The organism is Sporosarcina sp. FSL K6-1508 (genome assembly GCF_038007465.1).
Lineage (GTDB): Bacteria > Bacillota > Bacilli > Bacillales_A > Planococcaceae > Sporosarcina > Sporosarcina psychrophila_B.
In genome coordinates this window covers 158,085-172,124 of the sequence record NZ_JBBOXF010000001.1, presented here as the reverse complement: position 1 = coordinate 172,124, position 14,040 = coordinate 158,085, and the positions used below count along the sequence as shown (strand labels likewise).

7 protein-coding genes are annotated in these 14,040 nt (G+C 41.0%); all 7 read left to right on the top strand.

The features are described from left to right. Positions 1-133: 133 nt before the first annotated feature. Positions 134-1,708 (top strand): glycoside hydrolase family 10 protein, encoded by a 1,575-nt coding sequence (locus tag MKZ11_RS00685; RefSeq protein WP_340792159.1) that lies wholly within the window; start codon positions 134-136, stop codon positions 1,706-1,708. A gap of 501 nt (positions 1,709-2,209) precedes the next feature. Further along, positions 2,210-5,200: an S-layer homology domain-containing protein gene (locus MKZ11_RS00680; protein WP_340792158.1), complete on the top strand. Its 2,991-nt coding sequence runs from the start codon at positions 2,210-2,212 to the stop codon at positions 5,198-5,200. 172 nt (positions 5,201-5,372) lie between these two features. After that, the gene (locus MKZ11_RS00675) at positions 5,373-7,619 is read left to right on the top strand and encodes a 5'-nucleotidase C-terminal domain-containing protein (RefSeq protein WP_340792157.1); all 2,247 of its coding nucleotides are present in this window, start codon (positions 5,373-5,375) and stop codon (positions 7,617-7,619) included. Positions 7,620-8,625: 1,006 nt separating this feature from the next. Beyond that, positions 8,626-8,808, top strand: a complete 183-nt coding sequence (locus MKZ11_RS00670) for a hypothetical protein (RefSeq protein ID WP_340792156.1) — start codon at positions 8,626-8,628, stop codon at positions 8,806-8,808. Then, a complete protein-coding gene (locus MKZ11_RS00665) occupies positions 8,801-10,228 on the top strand; it encodes an amidase (RefSeq protein ID WP_340792155.1) in 1,428 nt (475 codons plus the stop codon). The genes MKZ11_RS00670 and MKZ11_RS00665 overlap by 8 nt, the downstream gene beginning before the upstream one ends. 828 nt (positions 10,229-11,056) lie before the next feature. After that, positions 11,057-12,736, top strand: a complete 1,680-nt coding sequence (gene hutU, locus MKZ11_RS00660; RefSeq protein ID WP_340792154.1) for a urocanate hydratase — start codon at positions 11,057-11,059, stop codon at positions 12,734-12,736. Further along, positions 12,733-14,019, top strand: coding sequence for an imidazolonepropionase (gene hutI / locus MKZ11_RS00655; RefSeq protein WP_340792153.1), 1,287 nt, complete (start codon positions 12,733-12,735; stop codon positions 14,017-14,019). Before hutU ends, hutI begins: the two co-directional genes overlap by 4 nt. Positions 14,020-14,040 lie beyond the last annotated feature (21 nt).

Here is a 14,040-nt window from a genome sequence, read left to right as displayed (position 1 = left end):
TCGAATAAGTACCAAAACATGGTATGATTGGCATGGAAGCACGAGTATGTTTCTGGAAAGCAATTGCTAAAACGTCCTTTATGACCCGATAGTTATGACTTGAGTAGATTATAATGGAAGGAAGTTATCTCAAATGAAAAAATCTCTTTTTAAAGCTATATTATCAGTCGCTACGACACTCGTATTACTTATTTCAATCCTACCTTTACAGGTAAAAGGAGCAAGCGTGACTCCGCCTAAGAATGAAATGCGCGCGGCTTGGATTGCAACCGTACAAAACGTGGATATGAAACCTGGAATGAATGCAGCTCAATATACGGCTTGGGTACGGAAAACATTGGATCAGTTAAAAGCCAATAATTTCAATGCAGTCATTTATCAAGTAAAACCTACAAATGATGCTTTATATCCTTCAAAGTTGGCGCCTTGGTCATCGTATATAACAGGGGGAAAACAAGGGAAAAATCCTGGCTATGATCCTTTATTAATTATGATTAATGAAGCGCATAGCCGCGGTATGGAGCTGCATGCATGGGTCAACCCTTACCGAGTTACAATGCCGGGACAAACATTAGCAAGTCTTGCTCCTAGTAATGTAGCGCGCACAAATCCTGGCTGGGTAGTTAAATATGGGAAGCAATATTATTTGAATCCGGGTCTTCCTGAAGTGCAAAATTATTTAATCGCTACAGTCAAAGAATTAGTAGCTAACTATGATATTGACGCCGTACATATGGATGATTATTTTTATCCTTATAAAATTAAAAATGAAACTTTTCCCGATCAAGCTGCATTTAAGAAATATGGATCTTCTTTCAAAAAAATAGCCGATTGGCGTCGAGATAATGTAAACCAACTTGTCAAAAAAGTCTATTCAACGATTAAAACGACTAAACCGCATGTGCAATTTGGGATTTCACCATTTGGGGTGTGGCGCAATCAATCAATGGACCGTACTGGAAGTAACACACGCGCTGGTGTAACTAATTATGATGACTTATATGCAGACACCAGGCAATGGATTAAAGATGGCAGCATTGATTATATTACGCCACAAATCTACTGGTCTAAAACATTTTCAGCAGCTAAGTATTCGACTCTCTTAGACTGGTGGAGCAAAGAAGTAGAAACGTATGCCTACGTGCATCCCGTTAATTTATATATTGGCGTAGCTGATTATAAAGTCGGCGTGGACGCCGATAAAGCATGGAAAAACAAAATGGAGTTACCAAACCAAGTAATTGCCAACAGAGCAAACCGACTAGCAGCGGGTCAAATGCATTTTTCCTTAAAAAGCATACAAAAAAATATGCTCGGCTATGCAACAATCCTAAAGCAACAACTTTATAATTATACTGCTTTAACGCCAGCAACTTCATGGAGCGACGCAGCTCTTCCAGAAGGGCCAACATGGGTACAAGCCAACAAGAAAGAAGCTGGAGTGAAGCTAATCATCCAAGACCAAACTAGCAAACAACCAAGAAAATATGTGATTTATCGGTTTGAAGGAAACGAAGTGGGATCCTATGAAAATCCACGCAACATAGTAGACGTTGTCTATAATACAAAAGGAAATACGATGTTTTTAGACAAGACCGCAAACCGAAACAAACAATATACGTATGGAATTACTTCTGTGTCAGCAACTGGCGTTGAGAGTGAGGAAGCGTTTATTGTGAAGTCTGATGGGGTTTGGCTAGGGAAATAAAGCTAATTTGGGCAACTATAATACGTTGAACATAAAAATACCTGCATAAACTAAGCGAAGGTGCCTTACAAGGGGTAGCCGAAGCCATAAGACTGGCAGCGCAACTGCTCGGCTTATGGCGGGAGGCATCCCCGAGCGCCGAAGCGAATTTGAAAGATTCTCTTTATCACCATCTTACTGCAAAGGATGGCAGGTATGATAGATTTGCATGACCGTCACGTAGTCTAGATTCCTTCTCCATAGCTATTCAAATAACTAGTAAAACAGCCCTTCGATCGAGCAATCGGTGAAAGGGCTTTTTTGTATTATTTTCTACTTAATTGAGTAACAAGTCCCTGACACCAAGTTGCACAAAATTACCAATTAAATTATACTATTAGTAGGAATAGTTAGTACCTTTATCAATCCTGTAATTATTGAAATCTAAAAAGCACTGCTATAAGAATAGACAAGATTGCAAGATATACAGACAGTACCACTACGCTAAATGGGGGTTTAAAGATGAAAAAATCAAGCTATCAAAAACTATTTAAAGCGACGTTGGCAACAACAGTTGCAGCAGGAGCTTTTGTTGCAGTTGCACCCGTAGATACACAGGCGGCGAATCCAACTTTTTCTGATGTTAAGGATATCCCAAGTCACCACTTTTATGAAGCGGTTATGGACTTTACTGCAAGAGGCATGATTAGTGGGTATCCAGACGGTACGTTCAAACCAGGCCAAAGCATTACACGCCAGGATGCTGCAAAACTATTGGCTCTTGCGTTAGGTTTGGACACGAAAAATGTTCAGAATCCAGGATTTAAAGACGTTAGCAAAACGAGCCCCCACTACGGGCATATTGCAGCACTTGTTGAAGCGGGCATCATTTCGGGGTATGAAGATAACACATTCAAACCTGGAGCTAGCTTATCAAGGGCACAAATGGCCAAAATGATTGTGCTTGGTTTTGAATTCGAGGAAACGAAATCTGTAAAACTTCCATTTAGTGATATCAATGATAAACAATGGCATGTTGAATTTGTCCGTGCACTTTATGCTAATGAAATTACAACGGGTACAACCCCTACAAAGTTCTCGCCGAACGCACTTGTGACGCGCGGGCAAATGGCTTCATTCGTCTTTAGAAGTGAAGCAATTGCAACGCCTAAACCTGAACCAGTGGATGTGGACAAGGTAGCAGTTGAGGCAGCAGTGGGTCAATTAAAACCGGGTGCAGTCACTGTGTCACGTGGCAATGATGCAACTGATGCCAACAAACTTGCGGCGGTTCAAACCTATGTTACTTCACTTATTACTGAAAAAGGCGTGGAAGCAAAAGTGGCAGCTAGCACAACTGCTGGAAATTATGTAGTAACGCTTACAAAAGGCGAAGCAAAAGCAGATAAAACGATTGCGATGACATTTGATTATGCAGCGGACGATCGTTTTGTAACTGAAGTAAAGTCAATTAACGCGAAACAAGTGGAAGTTAAATTTGCTACACCTGTAACGAAAACAAGTGTATTAGACGCATCGAATGAAATTCGTAACATGACCTTTACAATGGTTACGGGCGCCACTGTCAACCCTGGCCAACTGAAAGGCTCATTATCCGAAGACGGTAAAACGTTAACGATTACAGCAAATTGGATTTTTGATGGGGAGTATGCGTTCAAGTCAACGGATGCTATTCAAACAGTAGCAGGTGGGAAAGTTGAAGAGCATACAGCAATTGTCAAAGCGAACGATAAAGTAGCACCGAAAATTGTGTCAGGATCAGCTGCCGCAAAAACATCGACGAATTCGTTTTCCATTCTATTTGATGAGCCTGTGAATGCTGCTGGTGTAATTGCTTATGTCAATAATGGTGCAGCAACGGTTACGAGCAATCCTTCGAATCCAAACCGTTTAGAGGTTACTTCTAGCAAGCAAGTGACAGCAGGCACGACAGCAACCGTTAAATTGCAAAATGTAAAAGATTATAACGGCAATTTAACAGCACCAAATCCAGTAGAAACAGCAGTTACAATTTCGACTGACGTAGTTGCACCTACTGCGACTCATGTAAATGTGATTGGAGAAAATAGAGTAGAAGTCACATATGATAAAAATATGAATCTTTCTTCATTCGTAGGGAAAGCACGTCTCGTTTACTCAAATGGTACAGTGACGAATTTAACAGCTTCAGCAGGGGCGAATGAAAAAACAATCGTCTTAACAGGTACAGGCGTATCTTTCAGAGATAATTACAATGCCATTCTATTTATCGATGCAGATGTGAAAGATGCAGTGGGTAACAGTACGGTACTTTATTCGACAAGTGTCACGTTTAGCAAGGACGATATTGCACCCGCATTGACCGCGGTTGAATATAAAGACGGCAAAATTATCGCCAATTTTACGGAGGATATTGCGGCAGGCAGATATACTGACGTCAAAGTTATTGATCAACGAACAGGTACGGAATCTTCAATTTACCTGAATTATTATAACGCGCAGAACGCAGTAATTATGAATAATACATTAAGCATTATACATTCTTTGCCGAATGGGACCTATACTTTACGCTTGCCAGCCAACACGGTTGTCGATAAAGCAGGAGTGCCGAATCCAAATGCTAATACAACAAAAGAATTCACCGTTCAAAATTCAATCACATCAGATCAAACACGCCCGATCGTGGGTGGGGTTACGAATACGCCGCTGCCAAACGGACAAGTTCCCGGCGATTACCAAACGGCAACATATACAGCAATTGACACCGACAGTGGGGTAAGCATAGCTAGCCTGTTAGACATCAATAACTATACGTGGGATGGCAGATCATTACCGAGCAATTCTTATGTGACAACTGCTATCACTGGAGCGGCAGATAAAGCGACATCTGTTGCAGTAACAGTCCATGTACCAACAACTGCAATTACAACGACTCAAACTGCTGCATTCACTGTCAATAATATTCGTGATAACGCGGGCAATACACTTGGGTCTGCAGAAGCGGGTCAAGTGACATTTGTCAGTGGTAACCAATACCAAAATGGACCAGAATTAAGATACGGTGACATTACTAATAACGGCACTTCAGTTAGACTTAGTTTTAGTGAGGCAATTCGATCTTTAGAGGCAGAAGATCTTGAAATTAGGCTCAATGGAGACCTTCTAAAAACAAGCTCAATTGGTTCGATCTATAGCACCAATTCAAATATGGATACGTTTGATGTGAAGATTAAAGCCTCTGTTGCGAATGATACTTATTATAATAATACCTATGGTGACATAATTTACGTGGATACTAATAGTAATGGGAAATATGATGCGGGGCTAGATACAGTCGTCGAAGTCGTAGATTATAGAGAATATCGATACAATGAAACCAACACTGTTACAGTCAATTTGGATTCTAAGTATATTACGAGTTTAAAAGTGAAACTTGTACGTGACAATCGTTCACCTGTCCAAAACAACCAAGGAACCGAAGCTGTATTTAATAAAGAAATCTATGTAAATTAATGACCTTGCAAAATAAATAGCTCTTTGATCGAGTAATCGATCAAGGGGCTATTTTTTTGGTGTAGTGAAGGTAAATGGTAAAAGAATTTTCCTCTCGTCTAGTTATTTTCGATAAGTAAATGTTATACTAATTAAGATTTTTCTAAAGAGTTGAAAGATAAGGGGAGTATTCATGAAAACATTCAAGTTGAAAAAATGGTTACCAACTTTTTTAGCAGTGGTGCTGATTCTAGGTACTGGAGCATTTTCCATGCGGACTACTGTAAATGCGGAAGAAAAGGAGATTAATATTACGCTCCTAGCAACATCGGATATACATGGTCGTTTCATGCCTTGGGATTATGCAGTGGACGGATCAAACCTAAGCGGAAGCTTAACGCAGTTGTTTACAATTATTAAAGATGTTCGCGATCAGAATCCAAATACAATCCTTTTGGATAATGGTGATATGATTCAGGATAATTCCGCGGAACTGTTCAATGATCAGCCTGAATCACCCTTAATGAAAGCTTTAAATGAAATGGATTATGATGCATGGTCTTATGGTAATCATGAGTTCAATTTTGGATTGGATACATTAGATAAGGTATCCAGTCAGTACAAAGGTACGAAATTGGCGGGGAATGTATACAAAGAGAATGGCGAACGGTTTTTGCCGGCTTATACGATTATTGAAAAAGAAGGCGTTAAAATTGCGATTATCGGTATGGTCACTCCATTAATCGTTGAGTTTGAAAAAGGTACTGATCACTTAGAAGGATTGGTTGTTAAAAATCCAGTTGAAGAGACGAAAAAGGTAGTTAAAGAGTTAGAAGGAAAAGTAGATGTCATGATTGGTATCATGCATATGGGTCTAGAAAATGAAAATGGGATTCCTGGAACAGGCGTACGTGATGTTGCAAACGCGGTACCTGAGCTAGCTGCCATTTTTGGAGGCCATAATCATATACTGATTGAAAAAGAAGTCGTAAATGGGGTTTTGATTACAGAACCTAATAAATACGGTACACATATCTCTCAAATAGATTTGACATTCAATCGTGAGGGCGAAAAGTTTGTACTGAAAGATAAAGATGCAAAAGCAATTCCAGTTAAATCAGCTGATGGAACGATTGTTGAATCGGACAGTGAGCTGGAAAGCCAATTGGAGTCGTTTCATGAGTTTGCTCGTGCGGATGCGAATATTGTTGTTGGACAATTAAAAGGTACAAACCTTGTACCGAAAGATGAAATCAAAGGAATTCCTGCGGTTCAAATTCAGGAGACGCCGTTGTCAGACTTTTTCCATGAAGTGATGCTTCACTACAGTAAAGCTGACGTTGTGGCGCATCAAATAGATAATGATAAAGCTTTCCTAGATATTGGACCTATCAAGAAAAAAGACATTGCCTATAATTATCAGTTTGCAGGCGGAGAAGTATCTGTGTATGAAGTGACAGGTAAAGATCTGAAGGATTACATGGAATGGGCAGTCGGTTACTTCAATAGCACACGCCCAGGAGATGTAACAATTAGTTTTGATGAAACACGTCGTTCATCAAAATACAGTACAAATGACTTTTTTGGTAACATCAAGTATGATATCGATTTGTCTAAGAAACCTGGAGACCGAATTAAAAATCTACGTAGATTGGATGAAACTCCAATTACAATGGAGGATGAACTTAAAATAGGCATGAACGCCTACAGAATGGACTTCCTTCTCTCAAAAGGGCAGGCACTGGAAGGACGTAAATTTAATATGCTTTGGTCCTCTAAAGATGAAAGTGCTTATGGAGAAACTGGCGGTACCATCCGGAATCTAGCAATTAGATATTTAAAAGAAGAGATGAATGGCGAATACACACCTGTTCATCAAAGTAATTGGAAGATTATTAATGCAGATACAAAATCACCAGACTATAAAGCAGTTGCCGATCTTGTCAATAAAGGAATTTTAGAAGTACCGACAACGAAAGATGGAAAATACACCAATGTTGCATCTATCAATGTAAATGATGTCGTAACTAGTGAAGAGATAAAAGCTTTAGCCATGAAAGCTAAGGTGAGCGATAGTCAGTTCTCCAAAGTGAAAACAACGGGCGAACTTTATCAACAATTAGCACAGGCATTGAAAAGTCCTGCATCTGATGGAAATGACGGAAAAGAAAAACCCGTTACTCCAAGTAAACCGACACCGGATAAAACTAAACCTGAAGTCACAAAACCAATAATAACAAAACCCGTAGTCAGTAAAGGAAACGTTACTGCATATAGCTTATATGTACGCACTCACCCAGCAAACAACGGGAAAGTAGTTGGAGCTGTATCAAAGAATAGCGAGCTGACGATTTTAGGGAAAGAAAAAGGGTGGTATAAAGTTACTTACAAAGGCAAAACTGCATATGTCTCTAGTAAGTATGTGAAGTTGCAAAAGTAATTTTTAAAAGTTATTAAAGTTGACTGGGTGACAGTCACCCAGTCAATTTGGAAACTAATCTGATAATTAGTAAGTACACACTAAGACCAGTCATTCATACGGATGACTGGTTTTGCATTTCACACTAATTCAAGTCTCAATTTCACAAGCATAAATCCTTCGAAGAACAACCATTGAACGAGCTCTTGTTCTGCTAGTGATAATATGTCCTATGCTTCGGCGAGTCCATTCGGCACTTCACCAGAAGTATCTATGAATCTCTGGTCTTTATTTGTTTTTTATTCTTGAACGCTTACTGAAGAACGTGGGAATCCCTGCTTAACAGGTCATAGCTATATCAATACTTCCAGTAAAAGTAGCGTAGAAAAAGCTTGGAAATCGTATTAGTCTGTTTCATATATAGTAGAGAGGTATGGATTGGTAACTGATACGTTAACATATTCATTCGAAGATATAAATTGATTGTTACTTTTCGTTAGATAGGCACACGAACAATATATTGAACATATTAACTAGTGAATCGGTGGAACTAAGTAGATGTGATTTAATAAAGATGATATGTCTATAGCAATAAACAATGGGTACCTATGTGTTATTGCTTACAGAATAGAAGACGTTTGCAATGGATAGGAAATTAGACTTAATTCTAACTGAGTTGCAAAATCTGAACAAACGAGGAGAAAACTATCGATGTGTTTGATGTACGAAATGTTTTTGGGCACCCCGACTGAAATCGACGAAAAGGGTTCTATTCTATTTCGTATACTGGCCGGTACTGTAACATGAATAATGATAATATGGATTTTGTAATAATTTGATATATCGGACTATTTAATGTACACTATATTTGCTATGTGAAAATTTGATTATATGTTGGTGGTGATAGTTTTCTAGTTGACGATCTTTTTGTTCGTTGTTGAGCTGTAGGTATTCGTTCTAATTTTTGCGTTTAATTTTGTACCGATTGTAATAGCTTTAATAAAATACTAATTGGAGTGATTTATTAATGACAGTGTCAATTCGGGAACTATTTGCTGCAAAAGGGTTGGAAATACCAGAAGGTGACTACAAAGTGGTGGAGTCACGGTGGAAAGCGATTGAAAAACTGAAAGAACAACTAACAGATCTGCCGCTAGAAAGCTATGACATTTCATTACGCAATATTGCGGGAGGTGACCAAGTTGAGTAAAGATCTCATCTCTCTTTCAATAGAAGAATTGGCACCACTTATTGAGAAAAAAGAAGTTTCTCCGGTCGAACTGACAGACGCAGTATTGAATCAGGCCGATGCGCTAAATGACAAGAACAATGCATATATCACCATTACACACGAAAGTGCGAAAGAGTCTGCTAAAAAAGCAGAGAGCGAGATTGCTAACGGAAATTACCGCGGCAAGCTTCACGGGATTCCGATGGGGATTAAAGATAATATTTACTTCAAAGATGAAGTGACGACGATGGCATCGAAAATCCACAGTGATTTCGTTTCGGATTACGATGCGACTGTCATCGAAAACCTTAGAGAGTCCGGTGTCATTTTTACCGGTAAGCTTAATATGCACGAATATGCTTGGGGCATCACCAATAATAATCCCCACTTCGGTCCGGCGCGTAATCCATGGGATTTGGATAAGATTCCAGGGGGATCGAGCGGAGGCTCGGGAGTGGCAATCGCTTCCAATATGAGTATTGGGACGTTAGGGACAGATACTGCCGGTTCAATTCGAATTCCATCATCGGCTTGTGGTATTGTCGGACTGAAGCCGACTCATGGATTGGTGAGTAAATATGGATGTTGGCCGCTTGCCTGGTCTTTGGATCATATTGGTCCGATGACGAAGACTGTGACAGATGCGGCGGCAATGCTCGAAGTGCTCGCGGGGTATGATAGCAAAGATCCGACTTCCGTAAATGTCCCGACAATGAAATACACAGAAAAGTTAACGGGGGATGTCAAGGATTTGGTTATCGGTGTCAATGAGGATTATTTCTTCAAGGATGTCGATTCGAATGTGGAGAAATTGGTGCGTGAAGGCATCCAGGCATTGGTCGACCAAGGGGCCAAAGTGGAGGTCGTATCCATTCCTTCATTGAAATATGCTGAGTATGCGGAATTGATCACTTCGTTATCTGAAGCAAGTACGATCCATCATAAGAACTTGCAAAAACGCCCGAATGACTTTGGAGAGGATATCAGGTATCTATTTGAACTTGGTGAAATCCCTTCGGCAGTTGACTATTTACAAGCCCAACAAATCAGAAGGATGATTAAACTCGACTTCCAAAAAGCGTTTGAAAAAGTGGATGTGCTTATCTCACCGACATTGCCATTGATCGTACCGAATATTGGCGATGACACAGTTGCGATTAACGGTAATCATGTTGATCTGATTGAAAATATTATTAGATTCACAGGTCCCGGCAACTTGACGGGCCTTCCAGCACTAACAATTCCTTGTGGATTGGTTGGAGGAATGCCAGCTGGGATGCAAATTATGGGACCAGCATTCAGGGAGGATCTCGTCTTGAATGTCGCCTATGCATTTGAGAAGACGAATCCATTAAAAGGTGCCCGTCCTCAATCGCTGGTAGCGGCAACTAGTAAGTAATTTATGAAGATAAGACATGTGCGCATGTCTTATCTTTTTTTGTGTGCATATCCCTGTGAATGGTCACATGCCCAATTAGCCAAGGGGAAGGTAGGCCTTTTTCTGGGAAATTTGCTAAATCTAACCATGCGGATGGCGGATTGGAGAAGAATCAAGATGAAATTTGAAATATAGGGGGTACAACTATTCTACTTGCCATTTATGAAGCAAGCCGAGAATATTGAAAGTTATCAAATGGGGAAGTAGCGTGGCTGTTTATGAAGTTTGCATTGTAGTGAATGTGGAGACAAGATAGTCGATGATTGTCATCGTAGCGCAACTTAGTAGGTGCTGAGATGAAAAATTTAACTATCATACCTGATTTTGAAACTCACTTCATTTTCAATGTAAGTAAAACATCATATATCGCAATGACTTTTTTTAGAGCCGGTGCAAAAGATAGAACGATACAAATATTAGGAAGCCGATTTCCTGTATGAGACCAATACATTTTTCCATCCCGTTTCCTCCTCACCTTACACAAAAAAGGTCCTCAGTCCGAACACTGGTGAACCGATCATTGTAGCTTGTTATCCGTTTACAAGTACAGTTACATTTCGCTCTACAATTAATTTAAAAACTGCACACCTTTGGCATATGGAATGGTGTGAATCGGCGAACATCCTCCTCCCTATTTTATGAAAGAGGTTATTTTAGTGAGATTAATTATAAAAAAACAGGAATTCAATAATTTGTTGTAAACAAAACATAAAAATAGCGTTAAATTATAAAACAATAACTGAACCTTCCGTATATAATGAAATTACAAACAAATGGGAGGTATTACTTATGAAAGCGATTGCAGAAGAAAAAGTAGTTCGTTATAGAGGGACAGAATTGAATACAAAGGGGTGGGCACAAGAAGCGGCACTTCGTATGTTAATGAATAACTTGGATCCAGAAGTGGCTGAGCACCCTGATAAACTAGTGGTCTATGGGGGTATCGGGAAAGCCGCTCGGAACTGGGAGAGCTTTGATGCGATTGTTAAATCACTTAAAGAATTGGAAAATGATGAAACGCTACTTGTTCAATCGGGTAAACCGGTTGCGGTTTTTAAATCGCATTCAGATGCACCGCGTGTTCTTATAGCAAACTCAAATATTGTTCCGGCGTATGCAAATTGGGAGACATTCCATGAACTCGATAAAAAAGGGTTAATGATGTATGGACAAATGACAGCGGGAAGTTGGATTTATATTGGATCACAAGGGATTGTACAAGGTACATATGAAACATTTGTAGAACTTGCCAAGAAGCATTTCAATGGTAGTTTACAAGGTACGATTACTGTAACCGCGGGGCTTGGCGGCATGGGGGGCGCACAACCGCTTGCAGTGACGATGGCGGGTGGTGTTTGTATCGGCATTGAAATGGATGAGACGCGCATTGATCGTCGGATTGAAACACGCTATACAGATGTGAAAACGGATTCATTGGATGAAGCTATCCGTCTGGCCGAAGAAGCTAAAAAAGAAGGAAAAGCATTATCAATCGGCTTACTTGGCAACGCTTCTGAAATTTTACCTGAAATGATTGCGCGCAATTTCACGCCCGATGTGCTAACAGATCAAACGTCCGCACATGATCCATTGAACGGTTACATACCTACAAACATGTCGTTAGAAGAGGCTGAGGTCCTTCGTACGAATGATCCGGAAGCATATGTGAAACTGTCAAAAACGTCAATGGCTGTACATGTTCAGGCGATGCTTGACTTGATGGACAAAGGTGCAATCACATTTGACTATGGCAATAACATCCGACAAGTCGCGAAAGATGAAGGCGTGGAAAATGCATTCGACTTCCCAGGTTTTGTGCCTGCTTATATCCGTCCGCAATTTTGCGAAGGGAAAGGTCCCTTCCGCTGGGTTGCATTATCAGGTGATCCGGAAGATATTTATAAATTAGATGAAGCGATTTTACGTGAGTTCAGCTATAACGAACACCTTTGCAATTGGATTCGTATGGCACAGGACAAAATCGAATTCCAGGGGCTACCAGCTCGCATTTGCTGGTTCGGTTACGGGGAGCGCGCGCGCTTTGGGAAAATCATTAATGATATGGTGGCAAGCGGTGAATTAAGTGCACCGATCGTTATCGGTCGTGACCATTTGGATTCAGGATCTGTTGCATCTCCGAACCGTGAAACAGAAGCGATGAAAGACGGATCAGATGTTGTGGCGGATTGGCCGATTTTAAATGCCATGATCAATGCAGTTGGTGGAGCAACATGGGTTTCATTACACCACGGTGGTGGTGTCGGCATGGGCTATTCAATTCACTCCGGAATGGTCATTGTGGCAGATGGAACGAAAGAAGCGGAAATTCGACTTGAGCGTGTGTTGACGACAGATCCAGGTATGGGCATTGCACGCCATGCGGATGCGGGCTATGAAATTGCTGAACGAACGGCTCGTGAAAAAGGAGTTAACATTCCAATGCTTGCTAAAGGAAATGATCAACAATGACAAAACCTCTCTGGATTAAACATGCAGCTCAGCTGGCGACGCTCCTTTCCGCCAAGAAAGGACCTCGCTCCAAAGAAGCGATGTCCGATCTCGGCATACTGGAAGACGGCAGTTTATGGATAGAAGATGGCATTATTCAAGCAGTTGGAACAACAACAGATCTGGAAAAACGTTATGCAGACCGTTTACATGAGGCGGAAATTGCAGATGCTACGGGCCATCTAGTTACCCCTGGGTTAGTCGATCCCCATACGCATGTTGCTTACGGAGGCAGTCGTGAACGTGAATTTGAAATGCGTTTAGAAGGTTCGACATACATGGATATTATGAATGCGGGCGGCGGCATTCATGCGACAACGAGGATGACACGTGGGGCATCGGAAGAGCAATTGATCGAACAAACGACACGACGACTCGATTTATTCCTTGAACACGGTGTTACGACAGTCGAAGGGAAAAGCGGTTATGGAATGGATTTGGACACGGAGTTAAAGCAACTCCGTGTGATGAAGACATTGCAGGAAACACATGCAATCGATATCGTGCCGACCTTTATGGGGGCGCATGCTGTTCCGGTTGAATACAAAGGGCGGGAAGACGAATTTGTCGATTTAATAATTAATGAAATGTTGCCTGTGATTGCCAAAGAAAAGCTTGCGGTATTTAACGATGTGTTCTGTGAAAAAGGCGTTTATACACCTGCACAATCAGAACGCGTATTGGAAGCAGGTAAACGATTGGGGCTTATTCCGAAAATCCATGCCGATGAAATTGAATCATACGGCGGGGCAGAGCTTGCAGCAAAGGTCGGTGCTATTTCGGCGGAACATTTACTGAAAGCTTCCGATGAAGGAATCCGGGCAATGGCGGAAGCAGGTACGATTGCTTGCCTGCTACCTGCAACCGCGCTGTATTTGCGTGAACAAGCAGCAGATGGACGTAAAATGATTGATGAAGGCGTTGCTGTCGCCATTTCTACGGACTGCAATCCCGGTTCATCACCAACAACGTCCATGCCACTTGTCATGAACTTAGCTTGTATTTCTATGCGACTGACGCCTGCTGAGGCATTGACAGCCGCTACGTATAACGCAGCCTGTGCCATTAAGTGTGAAGACAAAGTGGGTTCGCTTGAAGTGGGGAAACAGGCGGATATCGTCTTATGGGATGCGAAAAACTATCAAGAAATCCAGTACTTCTTTGGTGTTAATCATGTAAAGTCCGTGTGGAAAAAAGGCGTGCAGGTGGTAGGGGTTTCCAGTCAAGATAAACCGGACTGTTGAAGAATAAGGGGAAGAGGGAAG